At 71.0% G+C, this 24,023-nt stretch carries 27 protein-coding genes; 14 read left to right on the forward strand and 13 right to left on the reverse strand.

The window, feature by feature from the left end:
- Genes BBK82_RS26800 through BBK82_RS26810 form a run of 3 tightly spaced genes read left to right on the forward strand, consistent with a single transcriptional unit; the run spans position 1 to position 2,995 of the window.
- On the forward strand, positions 1-1,032 hold the full coding sequence (locus BBK82_RS26800) for an ABC transporter ATP-binding protein (RefSeq protein ID WP_065917487.1): 1,032 nt from the start codon (positions 1-3) through the stop codon (positions 1,030-1,032).
- Positions 1,029-2,168 (forward strand): low temperature requirement protein A, encoded by a 1,140-nt coding sequence (locus BBK82_RS26805; protein WP_065917488.1) that lies wholly within the window; start codon positions 1,029-1,031, stop codon positions 2,166-2,168. Before BBK82_RS26800 ends, BBK82_RS26805 begins: the two co-directional genes overlap by 4 nt.
- Before the next feature lie 26 nt (positions 2,169-2,194).
- Complete coding sequence (locus BBK82_RS26810; protein ID WP_065917489.1) at positions 2,195-2,995, forward strand: GNAT family N-acetyltransferase; 801 nt, start codon at positions 2,195-2,197, stop codon at positions 2,993-2,995.
- Between the two features lie 15 nt (positions 2,996-3,010).
- On the opposite strand, the gene BBK82_RS26815 is transcribed toward BBK82_RS26810, so the two are convergent.
- Entirely contained in the window at positions 3,011-4,192 is a 1,182-nt protein-coding gene (locus tag BBK82_RS26815) for a hypothetical protein (RefSeq protein ID WP_065917490.1), read from the reverse strand.
- A gap of 74 nt (positions 4,193-4,266) precedes the next feature.
- Between BBK82_RS26815 and BBK82_RS26820 the strand changes: the two genes are divergently transcribed.
- Together BBK82_RS26820 and BBK82_RS26825 are read left to right on the forward strand one after the other, a co-directional pair.
- On the forward strand, positions 4,267-4,662 hold the full coding sequence (locus BBK82_RS26820) for a VOC family protein (protein WP_065921367.1): 396 nt from the start codon (positions 4,267-4,269) through the stop codon (positions 4,660-4,662).
- Entirely contained in the window at positions 4,663-5,823 is a 1,161-nt protein-coding gene (locus BBK82_RS26825) for an MFS transporter (protein WP_065917491.1), read from the forward strand.
- Between the two features lie 28 nt (positions 5,824-5,851).
- Here the strand turns inward: BBK82_RS26825 and BBK82_RS26830 are convergent, their stop codons facing one another.
- Positions 5,852-7,333, reverse strand: coding sequence for an LVIVD repeat-containing protein (locus tag BBK82_RS26830; RefSeq protein WP_065917492.1), 1,482 nt, complete (start codon positions 7,331-7,333; stop codon positions 5,852-5,854).
- A 138-nt stretch (positions 7,334-7,471) separates the two neighbouring features.
- On the opposite strand from BBK82_RS26830, the gene BBK82_RS26835 reads away from it, so the two are divergent.
- Entirely contained in the window at positions 7,472-8,074 is a 603-nt protein-coding gene (locus BBK82_RS26835) for a DUF305 domain-containing protein (RefSeq protein ID WP_065917493.1), read from the forward strand.
- A 25-nt stretch (positions 8,075-8,099) separates the two neighbouring features.
- On the opposite strand, the gene BBK82_RS26840 is transcribed toward BBK82_RS26835, so the two are convergent.
- Positions 8,100-8,429, reverse strand: coding sequence for an antibiotic biosynthesis monooxygenase family protein (locus BBK82_RS26840; RefSeq protein WP_065917494.1), 330 nt, complete (start codon positions 8,427-8,429; stop codon positions 8,100-8,102).
- A gap of 80 nt (positions 8,430-8,509) precedes the next feature.
- On the opposite strand from BBK82_RS26840, the gene BBK82_RS26845 reads away from it, so the two are divergent.
- Positions 8,510-9,100 carry a TetR/AcrR family transcriptional regulator gene (locus BBK82_RS26845; RefSeq protein ID WP_065917495.1) on the forward strand — a complete coding sequence of 197 codons (591 nt, stop codon included), beginning with the start codon at positions 8,510-8,512 and terminating at the stop codon, positions 9,098-9,100.
- Here the strand turns inward: BBK82_RS26845 and BBK82_RS26850 are convergent.
- Together BBK82_RS26850 and BBK82_RS26855 are read right to left on the reverse strand one after the other, a co-directional pair.
- Entirely contained in the window at positions 9,093-9,902 is an 810-nt protein-coding gene (locus BBK82_RS26850) for an SDR family NAD(P)-dependent oxidoreductase (protein WP_065917496.1), read from the reverse strand. The two genes, BBK82_RS26845 and BBK82_RS26850, sit on opposite strands and share 8 nt — an antisense overlap.
- On the reverse strand, positions 9,899-10,798 hold the full coding sequence (locus tag BBK82_RS26855; protein ID WP_065917497.1) for an SDR family NAD(P)-dependent oxidoreductase: 900 nt from the start codon (positions 10,796-10,798) through the stop codon (positions 9,899-9,901). The genes BBK82_RS26850 and BBK82_RS26855 overlap by 4 nt, the downstream gene beginning before the upstream one ends.
- Positions 10,799-10,869: 71 nt before the next feature.
- Here BBK82_RS26855 and BBK82_RS26860 point away from each other — a divergent pair, with 71 nt between their 5' ends.
- The 7 genes from BBK82_RS26860 to BBK82_RS50590 all read left to right on the forward strand — a co-directional run bounded on the left by BBK82_RS26860 (position 10,870) and on the right by BBK82_RS50590 (position 15,743).
- Entirely contained in the window at positions 10,870-11,778 is a 909-nt protein-coding gene (locus tag BBK82_RS26860; protein ID WP_065917498.1) for a LysR family transcriptional regulator, read from the forward strand.
- 78 nt (positions 11,779-11,856) lie between these two features.
- On the forward strand, positions 11,857-12,750 hold the full coding sequence (locus BBK82_RS26865; protein WP_065917499.1) for an ABC transporter ATP-binding protein: 894 nt from the start codon (positions 11,857-11,859) through the stop codon (positions 12,748-12,750).
- Complete coding sequence (locus BBK82_RS26870) at positions 12,734-13,459, forward strand: ABC transporter permease (RefSeq protein WP_065917500.1); 726 nt, start codon at positions 12,734-12,736, stop codon at positions 13,457-13,459. Before BBK82_RS26865 ends, BBK82_RS26870 begins: the two co-directional genes overlap by 17 nt.
- Before the next feature lie 3 nt (positions 13,460-13,462).
- Positions 13,463-14,623, forward strand: coding sequence for a sensor histidine kinase (locus tag BBK82_RS26875; RefSeq protein WP_065917501.1), 1,161 nt, complete (start codon positions 13,463-13,465; stop codon positions 14,621-14,623).
- A 121-nt stretch (positions 14,624-14,744) separates the two neighbouring features.
- Positions 14,745-15,368: a response regulator gene (locus BBK82_RS26880; protein WP_065921368.1), complete on the forward strand. Its 624-nt coding sequence runs from the start codon at positions 14,745-14,747 to the stop codon at positions 15,366-15,368.
- On the forward strand, positions 15,365-15,598 hold the full coding sequence (locus BBK82_RS26885) for a hypothetical protein (protein ID WP_065917502.1): 234 nt from the start codon (positions 15,365-15,367) through the stop codon (positions 15,596-15,598). The genes BBK82_RS26880 and BBK82_RS26885 overlap by 4 nt, the downstream gene beginning before the upstream one ends.
- The gene (locus tag BBK82_RS50590) at positions 15,570-15,743 is read left to right on the forward strand and encodes a hypothetical protein (protein WP_154697523.1); all 174 of its coding nucleotides are present in this window, start codon (positions 15,570-15,572) and stop codon (positions 15,741-15,743) included. The genes BBK82_RS26885 and BBK82_RS50590 overlap by 29 nt, the downstream gene beginning before the upstream one ends.
- 77 nt (positions 15,744-15,820) lie before the next feature.
- On the opposite strand, the gene BBK82_RS49035 is transcribed toward BBK82_RS50590, so the two are convergent.
- The 8 genes from BBK82_RS49035 to BBK82_RS26920 form a co-directional block, all read right to left on the reverse strand.
- Positions 15,821-16,150, reverse strand: a complete 330-nt coding sequence (locus tag BBK82_RS49035) for an allophanate hydrolase-related protein (RefSeq protein WP_418287525.1) — start codon at positions 16,148-16,150, stop codon at positions 15,821-15,823.
- Positions 16,035-17,120 carry an XdhC family protein gene (locus tag BBK82_RS47805; protein ID WP_071812683.1) on the reverse strand — a complete coding sequence of 362 codons (1,086 nt, stop codon included), beginning with the start codon at positions 17,118-17,120 and terminating at the stop codon, positions 16,035-16,037. The genes BBK82_RS49035 and BBK82_RS47805 overlap by 116 nt, the downstream gene beginning before the upstream one ends.
- A 57-nt stretch (positions 17,121-17,177) precedes the next feature.
- Positions 17,178-18,581 (reverse strand): NCS2 family permease, encoded by a 1,404-nt coding sequence (locus tag BBK82_RS26895; protein WP_065921369.1) that lies wholly within the window; start codon positions 18,579-18,581, stop codon positions 17,178-17,180.
- Between the two features lie 104 nt (positions 18,582-18,685).
- Entirely contained in the window at positions 18,686-19,147 is a 462-nt protein-coding gene (locus tag BBK82_RS26900; protein ID WP_065917504.1) for a nucleoside deaminase, read from the reverse strand.
- Positions 19,148-19,180: 33 nt separating this feature from the next.
- Positions 19,181-21,367 carry a molybdopterin cofactor-binding domain-containing protein gene (locus tag BBK82_RS26905; RefSeq protein ID WP_065917505.1) on the reverse strand — a complete coding sequence of 729 codons (2,187 nt, stop codon included), beginning with the start codon at positions 21,365-21,367 and terminating at the stop codon, positions 19,181-19,183.
- Positions 21,364-22,716, reverse strand: a complete 1,353-nt coding sequence (locus BBK82_RS26910; protein WP_065917506.1) for an 8-oxoguanine deaminase — start codon at positions 22,714-22,716, stop codon at positions 21,364-21,366. The genes BBK82_RS26905 and BBK82_RS26910 overlap by 4 nt, the downstream gene beginning before the upstream one ends.
- Positions 22,713-23,174, reverse strand: a complete 462-nt coding sequence (locus BBK82_RS26915) for a (2Fe-2S)-binding protein (RefSeq protein WP_065917507.1) — start codon at positions 23,172-23,174, stop codon at positions 22,713-22,715. The genes BBK82_RS26910 and BBK82_RS26915 overlap by 4 nt, the downstream gene beginning before the upstream one ends.
- Complete coding sequence (locus BBK82_RS26920) at positions 23,165-24,022, reverse strand: FAD binding domain-containing protein (RefSeq protein ID WP_065917508.1); 858 nt, start codon at positions 24,020-24,022, stop codon at positions 23,165-23,167. Before BBK82_RS26920 ends, BBK82_RS26915 begins: the two co-directional genes overlap by 10 nt.
- Between the last annotated feature and the right edge of the window lies 1 nt (position 24,023).

Here is a 24,023-nt window from a genome sequence, read left to right on the forward strand (position 1 = left end):
ATGAGCCATCTGCAACTGAAAGGGCTGCAGAAGTCCTTCGGCGGCAACACCGCGCTGGCCGGCCTCGACCTCGACCTGGCCGAGGGCGAGCTGGTGTCGCTGCTCGGGCCGTCCGGCTGCGGCAAGACGACGGCGCTGCGGATCGTCGCGGGCTTCGAGACCGCCGACTCGGGCACGGTCACGGTGGGCGGCAAGGACATCACGAAGGTGCCGGCCAACAAGCGGGACATGGGCATGGTCTTCCAGGCCTACAGCCTGTTCCCGAACATGACCGCGGCGCAGAACGTGGCGTTCGGCCTGAAGCTGCGCAAGGCCGACGCGAAGAAGGCGGGTGAGCTGCTCGACCTGGTGGGCCTGTCCCACCTGGGTGGCCGCTACCCGCACCAGATGTCCGGTGGGCAGCAGCAGCGCGTCGCGTTGGCGCGCGCACTCGCGATCCAGCCGCGCGTGCTGCTGCTGGACGAGCCGCTGTCCGCGCTGGACGCCAAGGTCCGCGTGAGCCTGCGGGACGAGATCCGCCGCATCCAGACCGAGCTCGGCATGACGACGCTGTTCGTCACGCACGACCAGGAGGAGGCGCTCGCCGTCTCCGACCGCGTCGGCGTGATGTCGCACGGGCGGCTGGAGCAGCTCGACACGCCGTCGGTGGTCTACCGGCAGCCCGCGACGGCGTTCGTGGCGCAGTTCGTCGGCGTCACGAACTCGGTGGAGGCCAAGGCGGAGGGCCAGACCGTCGTCATCAACGGCGTCACCGTGCCCGTGACGCACGACCAGCCGTCCGGCAGCGACGTGCGCGTCATCGTCCGCCCCGAGGACATCGGGGTGTCCGGGCAGGACGGCGAGACCAGTGGCAAGATCCTGGGCGACGTGCTGACCCAGTCGTTCCTCGGGCCGGTCACGCGGATCTCGGTGAGGGTGGGCGAGCAGGTGCTGCGCGTCGACCAGCCCTCGAACGCCGCCGCCGCGTACCAGCCGGGCACGCGGGTCGCGCTCGACCTCAGCGAGTCACGGATCATGGTGGTGCCCGGATGATCAGAAAGCTCCTCGCGCGCGACACGGCGGAGGCCCACCGGGTCGCGACGCCGTTGGAGCTGTTGTTCGACCTGAGCTTCGTGGTGGCGGTCGCCCAGGCCGCCGCCTCGCTGCACCACGCCGTGACCGAGGACCACGCGGCGGCCGGCGTGCTCGCGTTCTGCATGGCGTTCTTCGCGCTGTGGTTGCCGTGGCTGAACTTCACCTGGTTCGCCAGCGCGTTCGACAACGACGACACGCTGTACCGGGTCATCACGATGGTCCAGATCGCCGGCGTGCTCGTGGTCGCGTCGGGCATCCCGGCCGTGTTCGAGCGCCAGGACTACCGGATCGTCGTCGGCGGCTACGTCGTGATCCGGCTCGCGATGGTCGCGCACTGGCTGCGGGCGTCGATCGACAACCCGGAGCACCAGCGCTGCACCCGCCGTTATGCCGGTGGCATCGCGTTCTTGCAGGTGCTCTGGGTGTTGTGGGTGCTGGTCGCGCCGCCGTCGCTGCAGATCCCGCTGTGGGTGGTCTTCATGCTCGGCGAGCTGCTGGTGCCGGTTTGGGCGGAACGCGCGTCGGCCACGACCTGGCACCCGCACCACATCGCCGAGCGGCACGGCCTGTTCACGCTGATCGTGCTCGGCGAGTCGATCCTGGCGGCCACGATCGCGTTCCAGAAGGGCTTCGACAGCGGGGTCAACCTGATCTCGCTGGCGGCGGCCTCGCTGGTCATCGTGTTCTCGGTGTGGTGGATCTACTTCGAGGCGCCGGCCCACCTGCACGACCTGAAGAAGGCGTTCCTCTGGGGGTACGCGCACCTGTTCGTCCTCGGTTCGATCGCCGCACTGGGCGCGGGTCTCGCTGCCAGCGTCGACTACGACCTGCACATCTCGCACGCGCCGGGCACGACGGTCGCGGCGTTCACGACCGTGCCGCTCGCGGTCTTCCTGCTGTGCGTCTGGTACGTGCAGGACTGCCCCGGCCAGGACGGGATCCGCAAGTACCTGCTGCCGGCCGGTGCGGTGGCGGTGCTGGCGGCGACGTTCGGGCCGGCGCCGATCCACGTCACGGCCGGGATCGCGCTGGTTCTGGTGGTGGTCACGAGGCTGGCGGCCGGTCAGCGCGCCGAGGTGTCCCCCGTTCTGTGAAAGTCCGACCACGTGGAAGGTTTCCGGTGACCGATCTCGCCGACTCGATCGAATCGGTGCGGCAGCTGGCCGCGGGCTGGCGGGCCGTGGTGCTCGACCGCGACCCCGCCGCGGACGTGCGGGACCTGCCCGGTCTCGCCGTCCGCTGGGCCGACAGCCGTTTCCTCTTCTGGAACACCGTCACCCTCACCGAGCCAGGTGTGGACGCCGGGCTCCTCGAACAGCGGCTGCACGAGGCCGCGGAGGTCATGCGCTCGAAGCAGAGGCCGGGCTTCCTGTGGCTCTTCGAGGACCTGCTCGACGAGGACGCGCGGACCGCCCTCCTCCCCGCGGCGCGGCGAGCGGGCCTCGACCACGCCTTCCCCGGAACGGGGATGGCCGCGGACCTGCCCTCGATCCCGGAACCGGTCCACCCGGAGCTGACGTTCGCCCGCGTGCGGACCGACGACCAGCTGCTGACCTACGCGGACATCAACTCGGCCGCCTACGGGTTCGCGCTGGAGGACGGCAGGGACGGGCTCGCCGGCTCCGCGCTGTGGAAGAACGACGTGCACGCCTACCTGGCTCTGCGCGACGGCGTCCCGGTGGCGTGCGCGGCGGCCGCGGAGGTCGACGGCCGGCTCTTCGTCGTGCTCGTCGCCACCCTTCCCGAGTGGCAGCGCCGCGGCTACGGCGAGGCCGTGACCAGGAAAGCGTTGTACGAGGGCGCCAAGGCCACGGGGATCACCCGCGCGACCCTCCACGCGACCGAGGCCGGGGCACCGGTGTACCCGCGGATCGGATTCGTGCCGAACTCGCGGATCCACTTCTTCGGTCTGCGGGGCTGACCTGCCGGCGGCGGGTCAGCGCGTGGAGGCGTAGTCCCGCATCTCCTCGTTGCTCGGCGGCAGCCGGTAGGAGTTGACGAGGGCGCCGAAGTTGCCGAACCGCACGCCGTCGACCAGCCACGCGCCGGGGGACCGGGCGAGGGCGTCGACGAGGCGGCGCTGGCGGTCGTCCAGCGCCGCGTAGCCGGGACGCTCGGCCGGCCGCTCCGGGAACGCGAGCCGCAGCGCCACCTCGACCATCCCGAACGCCGCCGTGCCGGACACGTCCGGCACGCGGTCGAGCAGCGCCTCGAACGTCCGCTCGGCGTGCCGGTCACCGAGCTGGGCCAGGGCCTGGGCGGCGTACCGGGCGAGGTCGCCCTCCAGGAACGGCACCGGTCGCTCACCGGGAGCGCGCCACCGGCCACCGCGACCAGCTCGTCGGCGACGTCCTGGCCCGCGTCCGGCCCGTCGAGGTTCGCCAGCGCGACCGCCGCACCCCAGCGCCACCGGCCGCGGGTCGTCGAGCGTGATCGCGGGACGGCCACCGAGCAGGCCCGTCGCCACCGTCGCCGTCCCCGCCACGGCACCCTCCGGGTCGCCCCCGGTGACGGTCGCCAGCGCCCGCAGGCTGTCCGGCGCGTCCTCGGGGAACCACGCGAGCGCGTACGCGGCCATGCACTGCGTCGGCGGGTCGGAGCGCAGCAGCTCGCGGAACAACGGCACCCCGGCGCGCACGGCGTCGTAGGCGCACACCCACACGTGCGCGAAGTACCGTTCCTGGTCCTCGGCGGACAGCGAGTAGACGTACTCGCTGTCGCCCTCGTCCTCGTCGAAGTCCTCGTCGCCGGGCTTCGGTGCCGCGGCGACCACGGCGGCGCCGCCCTCGGCCATCGCGCGGTTCTCGGCGATCGGCAGCCCGCCGGGCAGCCACATCTCGTCGTGACCGGTCACGATCGCGGTCAGCAGGGCCAGCACGTGCGGCCGCTCCTGGCAGCCGGGAGAGGCCAGCACCTCCAGCAGGAACGGCACCGCGTGGGCCGTGGCCTCGTACACCGTGCCCTGGTGGTAGATGTTGCCGAACAGCTCGTTGACCGCCCGCCGGCGCACGGACGGCTCGTCCGCCAGCAGGTCGCGGATCTGGTCGGGCACGTCGGTGGCGGGGCCGTGGGCGTGGGACAGCCGCGCCCAGTCCACCTGGTCGAGTCCGGTCAGCACGGCGACATCCTGTCAGCCGACGAACCTCAGCGGGTTCGCTTCGTTCTGACCCGGTTGGTGAAATGATCGTCACCATGACCGGTGTCCGTGAACTCCGCCTGGTCGTCACCGCCGACGACTACGACGAGGCCCTGCGTTTCTACCGCGACGTGCTCGGGCTCGAGCAACGGGCGGCGTTCGCGTCCGACGGCGGCCGGGTCACGATCCTCGAGGCCGGGCGGGCCACGCTGGAGATCACCGACCCGCCGCACGCCGAGTTCATCGACCAGGTCGAGGTGGGACAGCGGGTCGCCGGGCACGTCCGGGTCGCGTTCGAGGTGGAGGACTCCGAGGGGACCACGCGGACCCTCGAGGCCGCCGGGGCGCGGGTGATCGCGGAACCCACGCGCACGCCGTGGAACTCGCTCAACGCCAGGCTGGCGGCGCCGGCCGGGTTGCAGCTGACGTTGTTCCAGGAGCTGGGCGAGTAGATGACGATCTCCGCAGCCGGGTATCGCGACCTCGCGAACCGGGACGTGCTGGCGTGCGCGGTCGTGACGGTCGCCGCGAAGCTGCCGATGTCGATGACACCGCTGATGATGGTGTTCTTGACCAGGAACCTACCCGGCGGCTACGTGCTGGCGGCGTCGCTGACCGCCGTCTACGTGCTCGGCGAGATCCTCGGCGCCGGGTTGCTGGGGCTGTTGCTCGACCCGTCGCGGATGCGCGGGCAGCTCAGCGCCGGGCTCCTGGTGGGGGCCGGGGCGTTCACGACGCTGGCGTTGACGAGCAACGTGACGGTGCTGGCGGTCGCGGCGTTCATCGCGGGCGCCGGGCCGTCGACGACACCGGGCGGGCTGCGGGCGATGCTGCTCGGGCTGGTGCCGGACGCGTTGGTGCCCAAGGCGATGGGCTTCGACGCCATGATCACGCAGGTGGTGTGGGCGGTGGCGCCGGCGCTGGTCACCGTGCTGGCGTTGAGCGTCGACCGGCGGGCGCCCGTCGTGGTGTCGGTGAGCCTGGTCGTGGTGGCGGCGTGGCTGGTGTTCATCCTGCCGCGCGGGCACGTGACGTCCCGGTCGGGCACGGCGAAGGTGCGCGTGGTGGCGTCGGCGTGGCCGATCTACCTGGTGAGCGCGGCGGCGCTGTCACAGCTGGCGGTCGCCGAGCTGGTGCTGCCCGCGTTGCTGGAGCACCGGGGGATCGGGATCGGCTGGACCGGGCCGCTGCTGACCGGGTTCGCGGCGTGCAGTGCGCTGGGCGCGGTGCTGTACGGGCTGCGGCCGTGGCCGGGAACGCTGCGCACCCAGGGACTCGTGCTGCTCGTGATCACCGCGACCTGCGTGGGCGCGGTGGCGTTGTTCCCGAACCTGCCCGGCATCGCGGGCGCGTTGCTCGCGGCGGGGCTCTTCCAGTCCGGTGTGCTGGTGACGCGCAGCCTCGCGTTGCGCGAACGGCTGCCGGTCGGCGCGCACGCCGCCGGGTTCTCGATGATGTACGCGGTGACCGGCGCGGGCTACGGCCTGACCGCCGTGGTGGCCGCGTGGGCAATGGACGTCGGCTCGCCGGTGTGGGCGGTGCTCGGCGGTGTCACGGTCACCCTGGTCCTGACAGCGATCAGCGCGGCTGCCGAACGCCGGCAGCCGCGCTGATCTGGGGGGCGGGAACTTCTACCTCGGACTAGCCGCGGTAGAAGTTGCCCTGGGTCTGCGCGTTGAACTCGTCCGTGCGGAACAGCTTCGCCACGAACGTGCGCGGGTCGCGCATGTCGACGACGTCGAAGCCGCGGCCCATCTCCGAGGAGTAGATGTAGCCGTTGTACCAGTACGTGGACCACGTACCGCCGCCCCCGCCGTTCGGCATCGGGCCGCGCTCGAAGAAGCCGATCTCACGCGGCTTGCTCGAGTTGGTGAAGTCCCACACCGAGATGCCGCCCTGGTACCAGGACTGCACCATGATGTCCTTGCCGGGCACCGGGATCAGCGACCCGTTGTGCGCGACGCAGTTCTCCGTGTCGCCCTGCATGCGCGGGATCTTGTAGTAGGACTTGAAGACCAGCTTGCGGTCCTTGCCCTTGCCCACGATGTCGTAGATGCCGTTGGCACCGCGGTTCGGGCCGATCTTCTCGTTGCAGGTCGCGGCGCCACCGCCACCGAGCTCGTCGGTGAAGACGACCTTGGTGCCGCTGTTGTTGAAGGTGGCCGAGTGCCAGAACGCGAAGTGCGCGTCGTCCTGGACCCGGTGGATCTCCTTCAGGTTCTCCCGGTCGGAGATGTCCCACAGCACGCCGTCACCCATGCACGCGCCGGCCGCGAGGTCGAGCTGCGGGTAGACGGTGATGTCGTGGCAACCGCTGGTGGCCGAGGTGTAGCCGGTCTCGATGGTGCCGGAACGGCCGGGGTTGGCGCCGTCCGGGAACACCACGGACGCCTTGAGCAGCGAGGCCGCTCCCGGGTTGCGGACCGGCACCTTCACGATCGAGATGAGGTCGTGCGGCGGCTGGCAGTCCGGGAACGCGGCGTTGGGCGAGTAGGACGAGACGTAGAGGTACACGTCCTTCTTGTTCTTGCTCGGCACCATCGTGTGGGTGTGCGAACCACACGCGGTCTCGACGGCGGCGACGTAGCGCGGCGCGCTCTTGTTGCTGATGTCGAAGACCTTGATGCCCTCCCACGACGACTTCTCCGTCGCCGGCTGGGAGACGCTGCTGCAGGAGTTGTCGCTGCGCGACGAGTCGGTCGACAGGAACAGCAGGTTCCCGTACACCGAGATGTCGTTCTGCGAGCCGGGGCAGAGCACCTGGCTCTTGATCGTCGGCTTCTTCGGGTTGCGGATGTCGTAGATGACGAAGCCGTCGTAGTTGCCGACGAACGCGTAGTTGTCCTGGAACGCGATGTCGGTCTGCGTCGAGCTGAGCGGAGCCTGCTTGTCCAGGTGGGCGACCGGGACCATGTTGCGGCTGCGCGAGATCTCGTCGACACCGGGGAGACCGCTGACCGCTTCCGCCTGCGCTTCGAGCTGAGCCTCGGTCAGGCCCTTGCCGTCCGCGGGCAGGTCGGGCTCGGCGTACGCGGGCGCGGTCAGCGTTGACAGCGTCAGCGCGAGCGCCCCCAGAACCGCCAACGGCGCTCTGCGCCGCCGGGCCGTTGCGCGTGAAGTCACTGCTTTTACCCCCTCATAACAGGTTGGTGAGGGGGAGTATGTCCCTTCGCCTTGCTAAAGGCCAGCGTCTTTCGGAGGGTTGTCGGGTCTTCGTCCAGCCGGACAACGCCGGGGGGCGCGGACTGTATTGTCCGGGGCATGCGTTCTGGGGTCGTGGCGATCGTGGCGGCATTCGCCCTGCTGGCAGGCTGCACGTCGGAGCCGGAGCAGGCGCCGATCATCGCGCCGGACACTCCCGGCGGGTCGGCGCCGACCATCGCGCTGTCGGACGCGACCGGCGCCATCCCGCCGCCGCCCAACGACGCCGACCGCGACTACGTGTCGATGATGATCGCGCACCACGAGCAGGCGCTCGCGATGACCAGGTTCGCCCCCGACCGCGCGGAGAACGCGACGGTGAAGGGCCTGGCGGACCGCATCCGGTACAGCCAGGAGCCGGAGATCGGCGCCATGAAGCAGTGGCAGCGCACCAACAACATCATCGGCTCGCACGGCGACCACGGATCGATGCCCGGCATGGCGACCCAGGACCAGTTGAACGCGTTGGGTGCCGCGCGCGGCAAGGACTTCGACCGGATGTTCCTGGAGCTCATGATCAAGCACCACGAGGGTGCGATCAAGATGGCGACGGACGTGCGCGCGGCCGGCACCAACGTCCAGGTCGAGGAGATGGCGGACGACGTCGTCGCCACCCAGTCGGATGAGATCAACAGGATGAAGGCGCTGCTGCCGACCCTGTGAGGGTCAGCAGCGGGGCCTTGGTCGACTAGGCCTCGACGCGCTGCTGCGGCAGCACCAGGTCCTCCGCGTGCGTGAACCGCTCGGGCTCGTTGCCCGTCACAAGGCGTGCGATCGTGCGGTGGCCCTTGTGCGCTTCGCGGAACGCGTCGGAGGCGACCCAGGCGTGGAAGGCGTCCTCGGTTTCGAACTCGTTGACCGAGACGTACGGCTGGTCGTCCCGCGTCGGCTTGAGCAGCGTGCTGCGCAGCAGGCCGGGGACTCCGGGCAGGTGGGTGCGCATGTTGCCGCGGAAGTAGCGCTCGAACTCCTCGGACATGTCCGGGTTGACGAACATCCGGTTGGTCGCGATGAACATGCAGGCCTCCCTGATTCCGACGCTCTGTCGGGAACTATTCCAACACGGCGTCGGGAAAGCAAGCGCGATACGATCCCGGGGTGCCGAGGATCAGCGCCGACACCGTTGCCGAGCACCGCGCCAACCGGTTGCGCGCCCTGCTGGACGCGGGGCGCGACATCGTGGCGTCCGAGGGGGCGGAGGCGCTGACGCTCGCGTCGCTCGCGAGGCGGGTGGGGTTGTCCCGGCCGAGCCTCTACGAGTACTTCCGCTCGCGGGAGGAGCTGGTCGCGGCGATCGTGTCCGACGCCTTGCCCGAATGGGCGGACAAGCTGGACGACGCGGTCAACAACGCGGACACGGTGCCCGAGAAGATCGAGGCGTACGTGCGGGCCGAGCTCGCGATCATCACCGACGGCAGCCACGGCGCGGTCGTCGCGTTGTCGGCGCACACGCTGCCGGACGCCTCGCGCGAGCAGATCAGGGCCGAGCACGAACGGCTGCTGGCGCCGCTCGTGGCGGTGTTCAAGACCGCGGGGGTGCAGCGCGCGCAGCTGCGGGCGATGCTCGTGCACGCCATGGTCGAGGCCTCGTCGCGCATGATCACGCCGGGGCGGACCGAGCACAACGAGGCCGTCATCCAGACCTTGCTCGACCAGGCGGTGCACGGGCTGCACCAGCCGCTCAGCTGAACGGCAGCACCTCACCGGCGCGGACGAGCTCGCCGTAGTGCTCCGGCCTGGCCGGTCCGAGAGCGAGGTCCAGCAGCGGTCCGGCGGCCTGGGCCGGGGTGGGGGCGGTGCTGACGTCCCACCACAGCGCGGACGTGGGCGTGTTGATCATCCCTGGGCAGACGGCGGCGATGAGAACCCCGCGGGTGGCGTCGGTTTCCCGGCGTTGAGCGGCCAGTGCCCGGACGGCGGCGACCTGGCCGATCTTCGACGGGATGTTGATGAACGCGGGCCACGCGCCGAACCGGCCTGCCTTCACGTCGTCGCGCCACCGGGTGATCTGCGCGTCGACCTCGTCCACAGAGGACGGTTGGGTGAACCGCCTGTGCAGCACCGGTGCGAGGTGGTGCAGGGTGCCGAGTGAGCTGGCGACGACGATGAGCCTGCCGTTGTCGTTGAGCACCGGCGCGAAGGCGTTGAGCAGCCTGGTGGTGCCGAAGTTGTTGACCTCGGTGTACTCGTCGATGATCGCGCGCGGTTCGTCGTCGGGGCCGATGCGCATGACGGCGTTGCCGAAGACGACGTCGATGCCGCCGTGGCGTTCCTCGACCTGCCTGGCGAACCGGTCGACCGGGCCCGCCATGTCGAGCACCTCGCCGCGGACCTGGGCGCCGCCCGCGGGCACGGCCTCGACCGCGGCAGCGACCCTCGTGGCGTCGCGGCCGGTCAGGTAGACGGTGTCCTGCGGGGTGAGGCGCTGCGCCAAGCCCTCGGCGAGCGCGAGGCCGAGGCCCTGGGTGGCGCCGGTCACAAGGGTGATCATGCCTTCGCCAGCAGGGTTTCGGAGTACGTCCACAGCCGGGCGGCGGCGTCCGGGTCGAGGGCGAAGCGGGCGACACCGCGCATCGGTGGCGTCTCGTCGCGGTGGTCGACGACGCGCGTCTCGTTGCAGTCGTCGAAGTACCGGCCGCCGATGCCTTCCAGGAGCGGTGACGTGGCAACGAACACCGACGTCGCGGCGCCCTGCTGCGTCGTCTTGAGGATCGCCGGGTCGACCTCGCCCGGTTCGATGTGGCGCTGGAGATTGGTGAAGATCACGCCGGGCATGACGGCGTTCGCGGTGATGCCGTCCGCCGCCCATCGGCGCGTCGCCTCGACCGCGAACAGGACGTTGGCGGTCTTGCTCTGGCCGTAGGCGCCCCACGGCTCGTAACGGCGGAACGCGTAGTGGACGTCGTCGAACACCACGGGCGAGAGCATGTGGCCACGGGAGGTGACGGACACGACGCGGGCGTTCCCGGCGGCGCGCAGGGCGCCGTGCAGGCCGGTGGCCAGCGCGAAGTGGCCGAGGTGGTTGGTGGCGAACTGCCACTCCCAGCCCTGCTCGGTGTGCCGCTCCGGGCACGCCATGACGCCCGCGTTGTTGATCAGGACGTGCAACGGGCCGGACCAGTTCCTCGCGAACTCCTCGACGGACGCCAGGTCGGTCAGGTCGAGCCGTGCGACCCCGGCCGCGCCGATCTCCGCGGCGACCTCCTCTCCGGCGGCGACGTCCCGGACGGCGAGGGTGACCTCGGCGCCCGAGCCGGCCAGCGCGCGGGCGGTCTCCACGCCGATGCCGGAGGCCGCGCCGGTGATGACGATCCGCTTGCCGGTCAGGTCGATCCCCTCGACGACCTCGGCGGCGGTGCTGCTGAACCCGAACTCTGTTTCGATCACGCCTTCGACGCTAGGCTCGGTCCGGCCATGCGGGTAGCGAAAGTTCCTCAACCGGGGTATGCGTAAACGTCATGTCCTTCACGGATGCGTCCCTGGTCGCGCTGCGGGTGTTCCGCGAGGTCGCCGAGCGCGGCACGCTGACGGCGGCGGCCAGCGCGCTCGGCTACACGCAGTCGGCGGTGTCGCGGCAGATCGCGGCATTGGAACGGGCGGCGGGCGTGCCGTTGCTGGAACGGCGGCACGACGGCGTGCGGCTCACCGCGGCCGGACGGCTCGTGCTGCGGCGCGCGACCGTGGTGGTGGAGCAGGTCGACGCGGTCGCGCGCGAGCTCGCCGGGTTGCCGGAGGAGGACGAGAGCACGGTGCGGCTCGGCTGGGTCGCGACGGCCGGGGCGTGGGTGGTGCCGCGGGCGTTGACGGAGCTGGCGCGGACACATCCGTCGATCACCGTCGTCACGCGCGAGGGCAGCACACCGGCGTTGGTGCGCGCACTGCGTGCGGGAACGGTGGACCTCGCGGTGATCGCGTCGTCGCCACCGTTCCGCGCGCCCGACGACGAGACGCCGGAGCTGGCGGTCGACATCCTCGTCGAACGCAGCCTGCGTGTGGCCGTCCCGGCGGCACACCCGTTGGCGCGCAACGACTTCATCGACTTCGCCGATCTCAGTGGGCAGCGGTGGATCTCCGGGCCGGGCGACCCGCTGGTGATGGGGGCGTGGCCCGGGCTGACCGAACGGCCGCTGGTCGCGCACACCGCCCGTGACTGGCTGGCGAAGCTGCAGCTGGTCGCCGCCGGGCTCGGCATCACGACGGCGCCCGCCTCGCTCGTGGCGGTGGTGCCGGACGGGGTGCGGTGCTGCCGGTGCGGGGTGACCGGCCGAGCAGCGCCGGACCTGCTCGCCCGGCTGCCCGGTGCGCCGTCCGAGCCCGTCGTCCGGCTCGCCGCCGCCCTGCGCGCCGCGTTCCTGGAGACTGAGTAGCCGCATCAACCGATCGGTGGATGCCGGTCGGGCCGCTCGTTCGATGATCCTCCTGCGCGGTTGTTCCACGCTGGTCGCATGGCAATCATCGAAGTGCACGACATCGGCAAGCGGTACGGGCCGAAGGTCGCGGTGGACTCGGTGTCGTTCTCGGTGGCCGAGGGGGAGATCTTCGGTGTGCTCGGGCCGAACGGCGCGGGCAAGACCACGACGGTCGAGTGCGTGGCCGGGCTGCGGACGCCGGACCGGGGGAGCGTGGCGGTGCTGGGGCGGCCGCCGGCGCAGTCGCGTGCCGCGATCGGGGTGCAGCTGCAGGCGTCCGAGCTGCCGGAGCGGATCCGGGTCGGGGAGGCGCTCGCGTTGTTCTCGTCGTTCTACCCGAGGCCGGTCGACTGGTCCGAGCGGCTGGGGCTGACCTCGCACCTGTCGGCGGAGTACGGGCGGCTGTCCGGTGGGCTGAAGCAGCGGTTGTCGATCGCACTGGCGCTGGTCGGGGACCCGCGGGTGGCGATCCTCGACGAGCTGACGACCGGGCTCGACCCGCAGGCGCGGCGCGACACGTGGGCGGTGATCGAGGACGTGCGTGCTGCGGGCGTGACGATCCTGCTCGTCACGCACTTCATGGAGGAGGCCGAGCGGTTGTGCGACCGGGTGGCCGTGATCCGCGACGGACGTGTTGCCGCCCTGGACACCCCGGCCGGTCTCGTGTCGCGTGTGGACGGTTCGACGCGGGTGCGGTTCGTGCCGTCCGCGCCGATCGACGTGGCCGCGGTGCTGGCGTTGCCGGACGTCGCGGGCGTGGACCTGGCGGGGGAGCAGGTGGTGGTCACCGGCGGTGACACCGTGCTGGCGGCGGTGACGTCGTGGCTGGCGCGCAACCAGGTCGTGGCGCGGCAGCTGAGGGTGGACCAGGTGTCGCTGGACGACGCGTACGTGGAGCTGACCGGGGGTCGAGATGTTGCGGATCGTTGAGGTCGAGGCGCGGTTGTTCCTGCGGGACCGGCTGAACTCGTTGTTCGCCGTGCTGTTCCCGGCGGTGTTGTTGTTGGTGCTGGGGGCGGTTCCGGCGTTGCGGACGCCGGCGCCGGAGTTCGGCGGGTTGCGGTTCATCGACGCGTACATGTCGTCGTTGGTCGTGTTCACGTTGGCGTTCATCGGGTTGCAGCGTGTTCCGACGGTCGTGGCGACCTATCGGGAGAAGGGCGTGCTGCGCCGGCTGTCCACGACGCCGATGCACCCGGCGCGGTTGCTGGTCGGGCAGATGGTCGTGAACTTCGCCGCGGCGATCTTGTCGGTGCTGCTCACCATCGTGGTGGGGTACCTGGTGTTCGGCGTGGACCTGCCGCACCACCCGCTGGGGCTGGCGGCGGCGGTGGTGCTGGGAGGCGCGGGCACGTTCGCGTTGGGACTGGTGATCGCGGCACTGGCCCCGAACGCGCGTGCGGCGGGTGGCTGGGCGACGGCGGTGTTCATGCTGCTGATGTTCTTCGGCGGCGTGTACCTGCCGCGGTTCATGCTGCCCTCGGTGGTGCGGTCGATCGGGTCCTACACACCGCCCGGTGTGGAGGCGTTGCAACAGGCGTGGCTCGGCACCGCGCCGGACTGGAGGCATTTGGCGATCATGGGGCTCGTGAGCCTCGTGGCGGGTAGCGTCGCGGCCAAGACGTTCCGCTGGGAGTAGCTCGTGGACCAGGCCGCGTTGGACACGTGGGAGCGCAAGCTCGCTTCCGTCGCACACGTGATCCCGTACTTCGTGCTGACCGTGACGACCGTGCTGTACACGATCTTCACCGAGCAGTCGGTGGCGGAGCGCTGGTTCACCTACGGCGTCGTGGCGTTCGGCTACGCGTGGATGCTGTGGTGGTTCACGCTGCACCCGCGGTGGCGCGGCCGGGCCGAGCTGATGGCCGTGTTCGTGGCAGGCATGGTCGTCTTCTACGCGGTCCTCGGCATGCGCGAGCACTGGTTCGGCGCCGTGTCCTACGCGGTGTACATCTACGCGAGCGAGGTGCTGCGCCCGCGCTGGATGTTCTTCGCGACGGCGGGCACGGCCGTGCTGGCGACCCTGTCGTTGTTCGGCGGCTACCCACCACCGGAGGCACGTGCGGCGTTCTGGCTGCTGCTGCTCGTCTTCGTGACGGTCGCGTGCGTGTTCACGTTCGTCGGCTACGTGACGACCGAACAGGCCCGCCTGCGCAAGGTGCTGCTGGAGGAGAACTCCGGCCTGCAGGCGCAGCTGCTGGTGCAGGCCCACGAGGCGGGCGTGCAGGACGAGCGGCAGCGGATGGCCGGCGAGATCCACGACACCCTGGCCCAGGACCTGGCGGGCATCATCACGCAGCTGTCCGCGGCGACTTCGGCCGACTGGGAACGCCGCGTCGAGCAAGCCGTGTCGCTGGCGCGCTCCGGCCTGGACGAGGCCCGCCGCTCCGTCCACGCCCTGCGCCCACCCGCACTGGACGAGGCCGCACTGCCGGAAGCACTCGGCGAGGTGGCGTCGGGCTGGTCGTCCCTGCACGGCGTCCCCGTGTCGGTGACCCTGACCGGCTCGGCGCGCGTCATGCACCCCGAGGTCGAGGTCGCCCTGCTGCGCACCGCCCAGGAGGCCCTCGCCAACATCGCCAAGCACGCCTCCGCCTCGCGCGTGGGCCTGACCCTGTCGTACATGGAGGACGTGGTGACCCTGGACGTGCGCGACGACGGCTGCGGCTTCGACCTGGCGCGGCCTTCGGATGGCTTCGGCCTGACGGCGATGCGGCACCGGGTGTCGCGGTTGTCCGGGGCGCTGGACGTGGAGTCGGAGCTGGGGGCGGGGACGGCGATCTCGGCACGGGTGCCGGCGTGAGGCGACAGGAGCTCCAGTTGAGGGTCGGGGTTGGCACAGGTGCCGGCACGGGGTGGCGGGAGCCGGTGCCGGGAGTCGGGCGTGGTGCGGCTGTGAGGACTGTGTGGACTGTGGTGAGCGCGTGATCCGTCTCGTGATCGTCGACGACCACCCGGTCGTCCGCGACGGCCTGCGCGGCATGCTCGCCTCGCCGTCGTTCGAGGTCATCGGCGAGGCTGCCTCCGGCGACGAGGCCGTGGCCGTCGTCGAGGCCCTCTCGCCCGACGTGGTGCTCATGGACCTGCGCATGCCCGGCTCCGACGGCCTCTCCGCCATCGAACGCCTCCGCGACCACCCCTGCCGCATCCTGGTGCTCACCACCTACGACACCGACCGCGACGTCCTGCCCGCCATCAAGGCCGGCGCCACCGGCTACCTGCTGAAGGACACCCCGCGCGACGAGCTGCACCGCGCGATCGTCGCCGCCTCCGCCGGCGAGGCCGTGCTCTCGCCCGCGGTCGCGACCCGGTTGCTGGGCCAGGTCCGCACACCGGCCGAGGAACCGTTGTCGGCGCGGGAGCTGGACGTGCTGGCCCTGGTGGCGCGCGGGTTGACGAACCGGGCGGTGGCGGCGGCGTTGTTCATCTCGGAGGCCACCGTGAAGACGCACCTGCTGCACGTCTACGCCAAGCTCGGCGTCTCCGACCGGGCGGCGGCCGTGGCGGTGGCGTACGAGCGCGGGTTGTTGCGGGGGAGAGGGCGTTGATCCCGAGCTACGCGGGTTACGAGTGGGACGGGCAGCTGGTGGACGGCTCGGTCTACCTCGACCGGTCGCTCTTCTGGCCGGGCCACCTCGTGGCGAGCGTGCCGTACGAGACGTTCGTCCGGGCGGGAAGCCGGGAGGTCAGAAACCAGCTGGCCGGGGGAGCTGTGGGCGGGGGAGCGGCGGCCGGTGTTCATGGTGCCGGTGGGATCCGCGAGGTGGCAGCGGCGTGACGGCGTCCGCATCTGGCAGGGCGACCTCAGCTACCGCAACCCGGACCAGGCGTTCGCGCTCAACGGCCTGCGACTCGCCGCGATCAGCGCGGCACTGGACCCGAAGACGGTGGTGCCGGGTCTGGATGGTGGTCAGACCCGGTAGAGCAGCGGCGTTGCCGTCCCCCCGCGGCGGGACCGACTCGGTCCCGCCGCCTGCGGCAACTCCCCCTTGCCACTCCCTCACCCCTCGGTGTGCAAGAAGGCCTGCCAGTCACCGAGATACGAGATGTCCTCCAGGTCACCCGATCGGAGCAACGGGTCGACCACCGCGTCGCGCAGCACGGTGGCCAGTGCGGCGCTGCCGTCCTCCAGTTCGATGACGCCGATCTCCAGCTCCGGCGGCTCCGCCGGGACGAGGTGGTCGCGCAGGACCTTCAGCGGCAGGTCGTAGAGCTCACCGACCACCGCGGCCGTGCCCGACTCGTGCATGGCGGGGAAGGTGCCCCGCACCGAGAAGTACCGGTACCTCGGGGCACTGCGGGCTCGGCACACCATCGGCGTGCCCTGCAGCTGTGCGTGCAGCGGGCCGCCCCGCATGCCGCCGCCGTTGAGGAAGATCAGCGCCATCTCGCTCCTCGGTGTCGTGGTGGATCGGGGTGGACAGGTCGGACAGGAACGCCCCGGTCCCGCCGTGGCGCAGGGCCACCAGTTCGGCGGCGATCGACACCGCGGTCTCGGCCGGGGTGCGGCCGCCGAGGTCGAGGCCGATCGGGGAACGCAGGCGGGCCAGTGCCGCGGCGGGAACGCCGGCCTCGCGCAGCCGGTCGAGTCGTTCCAGGTGCGTGCGACGGGAGCCCATCGCGCCCACGAACGCCAGCGGGCGGGACAAGGCCTCCGCCAGCACCGGGATGTCGAACTTCGGGTCGTGGGTCAGCACGACCACGGCCGTCGCCGCGTCGGTGCGAGTCGACGCCAGGTAGCGGTGCGGCCAGTCCACGACGACCTCGTGCGCGGCGGGGAAGCGTTCCGGGGTCGCGAAGACCGGGCGGGCGTCGCACACCGTCACGTGGTAGCCGAGGAACCGGCCGATCTCGGCCACGGCGGCGGCGTGGTCGATGGCGCCGAACACGAGCAGTCGCGGCGGCGGCAGCCAGGTTTCAGTGAACACGCGGTCCTCGAAGCAGAACCGCACCGACACCGGCAAAGAGTCCACAGAAGCCTGAAGTGCCGCACGCAACGACGGACTGTCGCGCTGCACGAGAACGTCCAGCGAGCCGCCGCACGTCAGACCGACCGAGAACGCCGTGTCGTCGGAGTACCCGAACGTGGCAAAAGCAGCTTCAGAAGTCTCGAGCACCGTGCACGCCAGGTCGTGGACCTCGGCCTCCACGCAGCCGCCGGACACGCTGCCGATCACCTCGCCGGACGGGCCGACCGCCATCGCGGCGCCGACCGGGCGGGGCGCGCTGCCCCGCACGGCCACCACCGAGGCGACCGCGAACCGGTCCCACGACAGCAACGTCGAAGCCAGGTCACGCATCGAACCTCCCAAGCAGAGGGGCTCGGCCGGGTGGCCGCCCGGCCAAGCCCCGGAACGTCACCCGCCGGTGATCACGTCCACGCCGAAGTACACGGCGAACATCAGCGCGAGACCGGTCATCAGCCAGCCGGGCCAGCGGCCCTTGCAGATGCGCAGCACCACGTAGGACACGAGGCCCGCGCCGATGCCGTTGGTGATCGAGTAGGTGAACGGGATGATGGCCACGGTGAGGAACACCGGGATGGTGTAGTCCGTCTCGTGCCAGGGGATGCGGCGGATCTGCGTCATCATCAGCCCGCCGATCACCACCAGCGCCGGTGCCGCTGCCTGCGCGGGCACGACGGTGGCGAGCGGGGTGAACAGCAGTGCCACCAGGAACAGTCCGCCGGTGACCACCGAGGCCAGGCCGGTCCGGGCGCCTTCGCCAACGCCCGCCGCTGACTCCAGGAACACGGTGTTCGGTGCCGATCCCGTGACACCACCGGCAATGGCGCCGGCGCCGTCGACCATCAGGATCTTGCCCATGCCCTCGACCTTGCCGTCCTTCGTGAGCCCGGCCTCGTCCGACACCGAGGTGATCGTGCCCATCGCGTCGAAGAAGCCGGACAGCACGAGCGTGAACAGGAAGATCGTCGCCGCGATCACACCGGCCGACACGAACCCGCCGAACAGGTCGATCCGCCCGAACAACCCGAAGTCGGGGTGCCCGACGACCGACGAGGGCAGCGTCGGCGTCACGAGTCCCCAGTTCGACACGGTGAACACCGAGTTCACGACGACGGCCACGACCGTCGCCACCACGATGCTGATCAGCACCGCGCCGGGCACCCCGCGGGCCATCAGCACGATCATCAGCAGCAGGCCGAGGCAGAAGATCACGATCGGCCAGCCGCTGAGGTGGCCGTCGACGCCCATGCGGACCGGCACCGTCGACCCGACGGCGTCCGGCGTGCGGGTCACGAAACCGGCGGAGACCAGTCCCACCAACGCGATGTAGAGGCCGATGCCCACGGTGATCGCGATCTTCAACGGCTCCGGGATCGCGTTGATGATCCGTTCGCGGACACCGGAGACGGCCATGACCACGATGCACACGCCCTCCAGCACCACCAGGCCGAAGGCCTGCGCCCACGTCATGGTCGGTGCCATCTGGAACGCCACCACGCCGTTCACGCCGAGGCCGGCCGCGATCGCCAGCGGTGCGTTGCCGACCAGTCCCATGAGGACGGTCATCACGCCGGCCGCGAGCGCGGTGGCCGTGGTGATCTCGGCGATGGTGAGCTTGGCGCCGGTGATGTCGGCGGAGGCACCGAGGATCAGCGGGTTGAGCAGGACGATGTACGACATCGCGACGAACGTCGTGATGCCACCGCGGACCTCGCGGCTGAACGTGCTGCCACGTTCGGTGATGCGGAAGAACTGGTCGAAGGCAGACGACTGCCGCGTCCGTAACTGGGTCATGACGGCCTTTCCCATGCCGGTGGGCGCGTTCCAACGCCGGAACGCAATTAAGCGATGCAAGCTCCGGTCAGCAGATAGAAGGCTTGTGGCCTCAGTGGTCCAGCTCAGTAGTCGATGCGGGTCGCGAGTGACTTCCAGGCGGTGAACGGGGCGTTGTCCTCGCCTGTGGAGATCTGGTGCACGGGCAGGTCCCACTCGTCGCGGGACCTGCTGAACAGTTCGTAGAACTCGCGGTCGTCGAACCCGGCCGCCGCCGCGTCGTCCCGGTCCGCGGCGTAGACCACACGGTCAACGCGGGCCCACAGAGCAGCGGACAGGCACAGCGGACACGGTTCGCACGAAGAAATCAGCGTGCAGCCGGTCAGCTTGAAGTCGCCGAGCACCTGGCAGGCCGCGCGGATCGCGACGACCTCGGCGTGGGCGGTGGGGTCGAGCGTGGGCGTGACCTGGTTGACGCCGGTCGCGATGACCTGGCCGGCGCGGACGATCATCGCGCCGAACGGGCCGCCACCGGAGGCCACGTTGCGGGTGGCCAGGTCGATGGTGGCGAGCAGATGTGCGTTCACAGCGGGGAACTCTCCAGAGTGGTGGAACGGGACTCAGGTACCGGTGAGGTGTTCCGGGCGGACCGGGACGCGGGTGAGCGCCAGGCCGGTCGCCGCGCGGATCGCCGCCACGATCGCCGGGGTCGACGAGATGGTGGGCGGTTCGCCGACGCCGCGCAGGCCGTAGGGGGCGTGCGGGTCGGCGAGCTCGAGCACGTCGATGCTCATGGGAGGCATGTCGAGCACGGTCGGGATGAGGTAGTCGGTGAACGACGGGTTGCGCACCTTGCCGCCGGAGGTCTGGATCTCCTCCATCACGGCGAGGCCGAGGCCCTGGGCGGAACCACCCTGGATCTGCCCGATCACGGCCTGCGGGTTCAGCGCCTTGCCGACGTCCTGCGCGCAGTCCAGCGCCACCACGCGCACCAGCCCCAGGTCCACGTCGACGTCGACCACGGCACGGTGGGCCGCGAAGCCGTACTGGACGTGCGCGTTGCCCTGGCCCGTCTCGGGATCGAGCGCCTCGGTCGCGCGGTGCCGCCATTCGACGGTCTCGTCGATCACCTCGTCGCCGATGTCCGTGCGGTCCTGCAGCTTGTCGCGAACGGCCAGGCAGGCGGCACGGACAGCGCCACCGGTCACGTACGTCTGGCGTGACGCGGACGTGGAACCGCCGTTGCCGATCGAGGTGTCCATCGGCAGCACGGTCACGGTCTCGATGCCGAGCTCGGTCCGCACGATCTGCTGCATGATCGTCACCAGACCCTGGCCGACCTCGCACGCGGCCGTGTGCACCGCCGCGACCAGCTCGCCGTTGACCATCGAGACGCGCACCCGCGCGGTCGAGTAGTCGTCGTAGCCCTCGGAGAAGCAGATGTTCTTGATGCCGACGGCGTAACCGACGCCGCGCACGACACCCTCGCCGTGCGTGGTGTTCGAGACACCACCGGGCAGCTCGCGGATGTCGGCCGACATCCCGGCCGGCAACGGCTTGTCCTGCACCAGCTTCAGCAGCTGCGCGACCGGTGCCGCCGAGTCGACGACCTGCCCGGTCGGCATCACCGAGCCCTCGGTCATCGCGTTGCGGATCCGGATGTCGACCGGCGACATGCCCAGTGCTTCGGCCAGTTTGTCCATTTGCGACTCGTAGGCGAAACCTGCCTGCACGGCGCCGAAACCGCGCATCGCACCGCACGGCGGGTTGTTCGTGTAGAGGCCGTACGCGTCGATCGTGATGTTGTCGACCTCGTACGGCCCGACGCCCAGCGTCGCCGCGTTCGCCACGACAGCGGGAGTCGAGGAGGCGTACGCACCACCGTCCAGGTACATGCGAGTGCGGACATAGACCAGCTTGCCGGTGTGGTCGGCGCCGTGCTCGTAGTACAGCACGGCCGGGTGCCGGTGCACGTGCCCGTAGAACGACTCCTCGCGGTTGTAGACCATCTTGACCGGCTTGCCGGTGTGCAGCGCCAGCAGGCAGGCGTGCACCTGCATCGACAGGTCCTCCCGGCCGCCGAACGCGCCACCGACGCCGGACAGCGTCAGCCGCACCTGTTCCTCCGGCAGACCCAGTGCGGACGCCACCTGCGCACGGTCGACGTGCAGCCACTGCGTCGCGATGTACAGGTCGATCGACCCGTCGGCCGCCGGCACCGCGAGCCCCGACTCCGGCCCGAGGAACGCCTGGTCCTGCATGCCGACCTCGTACCGGCCGGTGACCACGACGTCCGCGGTGACGTCCTGGGAGCCACGGCGGATCGGCACGTGCCGCACGAGGTTCCCGCCGGGGTGCAACGGGGTGTCGTCCGCCGCGGTCTCCATGTCCACCACGGGTTCGAGCACCTCGTACTCGACCACGATCTTCTTCATCGCCCGCAGCGCGGTCTCCGGGTGGTCCGCGCCGACCAGCGCGACCGGTTCACCCTGGTACCGCACGACGTCCACGGCCAGCACCGGCTGGTCCTTGTGCTCCAGCCCGTACAGGTTGCGGCCCGGCACGTCCGAGTGCGTGAGCACCGCGTACACGCCCGGCACCTTCAACGCTTCCGTCAGGTCGACCGACGTGATGCGCGCGTACGGGTGCGGCGAGCGCAGGGTCGCGCCCCAGATCATGTCCTCGTGCCACAGGTCCGACGAGTACGCGAACTCGCCGCGCACCTTGAGGTTGCCGTCGGGGCGCTGCGGTGACGTCCCGATGCCACCCGACACCGCGGAGGTGAGCTCGGTCGGAGTGAGGGTCATCGCGCTGCCTCCTGGAGCTTGGTGCCGGCGGCGGTGAGGTCACGCGCCAGCTCGTCGGTCGACGCCGTCAGCAGGACCCCGTCCCGCACCACGACCTCGCCGCCCACGACCAACAGTTTCACCGGCGGGGGAGTGCCGAGCACCAGTGCCGCCACCGGGTCCGCGATCCCCGCGTGGTCCAATCCGGACAGGTCCCACACCGCGAGGTCGGCGACCTTGCCGGGCTCAACCGAACCCAGCGCGTCAGCCCGGCCCAGCACCTGCGCGCCGCCCATCGTGCCCATCCACAACGCCTTGCGGGCGTCCAGCGCACCGGGACCGCCGCGCTGCCGTGCCTGGTAGAGCGCGGACCGCAGCTCCACGACCAGGCCACCGTCCTCGTTGGACGCCGCACCGTCGACGCCGAGCCCGACCGGCGCGCCCGCGTCCAGCAGGTCCCGCACCGGCGCGATGCCGGTGCCCAGCCGCCCGTTCGACGTCGGGCAGTGCGCCGACCCCGTCGAGGTCGCGCCGAGCCGCTTCACCGCGTCCGAGTTGAGGTGCACGGTGTGCGCGAGCCACACGTCCGGCCCCAGCCAGCCGAGCTGCTCGGCGTACTCGGTGGGCGTGCAGCCGTTCTCCGCCAGGCACTGCTCTTCCTCGTCGAGCGTCTCGGCGAGGTGCGTGTGCAGCCGGACTCCGTGCCGGCGGGCCAGTTCGGCGGCCCCGGTCATCAGCTCGCGCGACACCGAGAACGGCGAGCACGGCCCCACGGCGACGCGGACCAGCGCGTCGGCCGCGGTCGAGTGGTAGTCGCCGATCGCCTGCTCGGTGGCGATCAACGCGGCCTCGGTCTCCTCGACCAGGTTGTCCGGCGGCAGGCCACCGGAGGACTGGCCGCGGTCCATCGACCCGCGGATGGCCTCCAGCCGAATGCCGATCCTCCGCCCCGCCGACACCAGCGCGTCGAACACGTCTCCGCCACCGGACGGGAACACGTAGTGGTGGTCGGCGGCGAGCGTGCAACCCGTCAGCGCGAGCTTCGCGAGCCCGGCCGACGCGGCGGCGTGCGTGACCGAGTCGTCCAGCCCGCGCCACACCGGGTAGAGCGCGGTCAGCCACTCGAACAGGGTCGCGTCGGTCGCGAGCCCCCGCGTCGCCCACTGGTACAGGTGGTGGTGGGTGTTGATCAGCCCCGGCGTGACCAGGCACGACGACGCGTCCACGTAGGTGTGCGCCTCGCCCGGCCGGGGCGCGGGGCCGGAGCCCACGGCCTGGATGCGCCCGTCCGCCACGACCACGTGCCCCGAGGCGTGCTCGGTCCCGGCCGAATCCACAGTGGACACCGCACAGCGGTCGATGACGATCATCGGCGTGCCGCCGCGAGCCGCACGGCGTCCAGGATCTTCTCGTACCCGGTGCAGCGGCACAGGTTCCCGGCGAGCGCCTCGCGGATCTCCGGGTCGGACGGGTTCGGCACGCGGTCCAGCAGGGCGTGGGCCTGCACCACGAGACCGGGTGTGCAGAACCCGCACTGCACCGCGCCCGCCTCGACGAAGGCCTCCTGCACGGGGTCGAGCCGCTCACCGTCGGCGAGCCCCTCGACCGTGCGGACCTCGCGGTCCTGCGCCTGCCCGGCCGCGACCAGGCACGCGCACACCGGCACGTCGTCCAGGTACACCGTGCACGAGCCGCACTCGCCCTGCTCGCAGGCGTTCTTCGAGCCGGGCAGCCCGAGGCGTTCGCGCAGCACGAACAGCAGCGACTCGCCCTCCCACACGTCGTCGGCCTGGCGCTGCTCGCCGTTGACCGTCACGTTCACGCGCATGCCTGCTCCTCGTCAAGAAGTTCCTGCCAAGCCCACCCGAGCGTCCTGCGCGCCATCACGGCCAGCGCGTGCTTGCGGTACTCCGCCGACCCGCGCACGTCGTCGATCGGTGACGCGGCCTGGGACACCAGTTCCCCGAACCGCCGCTTCACCGAGTCCAGCAACGGCGCGGGCGAGGAGAAGTCCAGCTCCGCGGCCAGGAACTCCTCGGCCTCGTGCGCCCGCCGCGGGGTCGGCGCCGCGGACCCGACCGCCGCGCCGACCCGGTTCTCCTGCGGGAACAACGAGATCGCGAACGAGCACACGGCGATGACCATCGCGTTGCGCGTGCCGACCTTGGAGAACTGTTGTGGCCCCTTGGCAGGCGCCAGGTGCACGGCCACGATCAGTTCGTCCGGCTCCAGCGCGTTCCGCTTGACCCCGACGTAGAACTCGGAGGCGGGGATCATGCGAGTCCCGCGCACGGAGGCGACCTCGACCACCGCGTCCGACGCCAGCAGCACGGGGTGCGTGTCCCCGGCCGGCGAGGCGGCGCCCAGGTTGCCGCCGACCGTGCCGCGGTTGCGGATCTGCGGTGACCCCACGGTCCGCGACGCCATCGCGAGACCGGGGTGCACGTGGCCCAGCTCGGTGATGATCCGCACGTACGGCACACCGGAGCCGATCCGCGCCTCGGTGAACGTGCGCAGCTCCTCGACCCGCGTCAGGTCGAGCAGCGCGCCCGGCCTGCGGTGGTCGAAGTTCAGCTCCACCATGACGTCCGTGCCGCCGGCGATCGGCACGGCGTCCGGGCGCGCGGCCTTCAGTTCCAGCGCTTCGGCCAGCGTGGCCGGTCGGAGGAAGTCCATC

Source organism: Lentzea guizhouensis, from assembly GCF_001701025.1.
GTDB lineage: Bacteria > Actinomycetota > Actinomycetes > Mycobacteriales > Pseudonocardiaceae > Lentzea > Lentzea guizhouensis.

What these genes read in the sequence shown, in the direction of transcription:
- BBK82_RS26800 (WP_065917487.1), top strand. Translation starts at nt 1, where the DNA reads ATGAGCCATCTGCAACTGAAAGGGCTGCAGAAGTCCTTCGGCGGCAAC.
- BBK82_RS26805 (WP_065917488.1), top strand. Translation starts at nt 1,029, where the DNA reads ATGATCAGAAAGCTCCTCGCGCGCGACACGGCGGAGGCCCACCGGGTC.
- BBK82_RS26820 (WP_065921367.1), top strand. Translation starts at nt 4,267, where the DNA reads ATGACCGGTGTCCGTGAACTCCGCCTGGTCGTCACCGCCGACGACTAC.
- BBK82_RS26825 (WP_065917491.1), top strand. Translation starts at nt 4,663, where the DNA reads ATGACGATCTCCGCAGCCGGGTATCGCGACCTCGCGAACCGGGACGTG.
- BBK82_RS26835 (WP_065917493.1), top strand. Translation starts at nt 7,472, where the DNA reads ATGCGTTCTGGGGTCGTGGCGATCGTGGCGGCATTCGCCCTGCTGGCA.
- BBK82_RS26840 (WP_065917494.1), bottom strand. Translation starts at nt 8,429, where the DNA reads ATGTTCATCGCGACCAACCGGATGTTCGTCAACCCGGACATGTCCGAG.
- BBK82_RS26850 (WP_065917496.1), bottom strand. Translation starts at nt 9,902, where the DNA reads ATGATCACCCTTGTGACCGGCGCCACCCAGGGCCTCGGCCTCGCGCTC.
- BBK82_RS26860 (WP_065917498.1), top strand. Translation starts at nt 10,870, where the DNA reads ATGTCCTTCACGGATGCGTCCCTGGTCGCGCTGCGGGTGTTCCGCGAG.
- BBK82_RS26865 (WP_065917499.1), top strand. Translation starts at nt 11,857, where the DNA reads ATGGCAATCATCGAAGTGCACGACATCGGCAAGCGGTACGGGCCGAAG.
- BBK82_RS26870 (WP_065917500.1), top strand. Translation starts at nt 12,734, where the DNA reads ATGTTGCGGATCGTTGAGGTCGAGGCGCGGTTGTTCCTGCGGGACCGG.
- BBK82_RS47805 (WP_071812683.1), bottom strand. Translation starts at nt 17,120, where the DNA reads ATGCGTGACCTGGCTTCGACGTTGCTGTCGTGGGACCGGTTCGCGGTC.
- BBK82_RS26895 (WP_065921369.1), bottom strand. Translation starts at nt 18,581, where the DNA reads ATGACCCAGTTACGGACGCGGCAGTCGTCTGCCTTCGACCAGTTCTTC.
- BBK82_RS26905 (WP_065917505.1), bottom strand. Translation starts at nt 21,367, where the DNA reads ATGACCCTCACTCCGACCGAGCTCACCTCCGCGGTGTCGGGTGGCATC.
- BBK82_RS26910 (WP_065917506.1), bottom strand. Translation starts at nt 22,716, where the DNA reads ATGATCGTCATCGACCGCTGTGCGGTGTCCACTGTGGATTCGGCCGGG.
- BBK82_RS26915 (WP_065917507.1), bottom strand. Translation starts at nt 23,174, where the DNA reads ATGCGCGTGAACGTGACGGTCAACGGCGAGCAGCGCCAGGCCGACGAC.
- BBK82_RS26920 (WP_065917508.1), bottom strand. Translation starts at nt 24,022, where the DNA reads ATGGACTTCCTCCGACCGGCCACGCTGGCCGAAGCGCTGGAACTGAAG.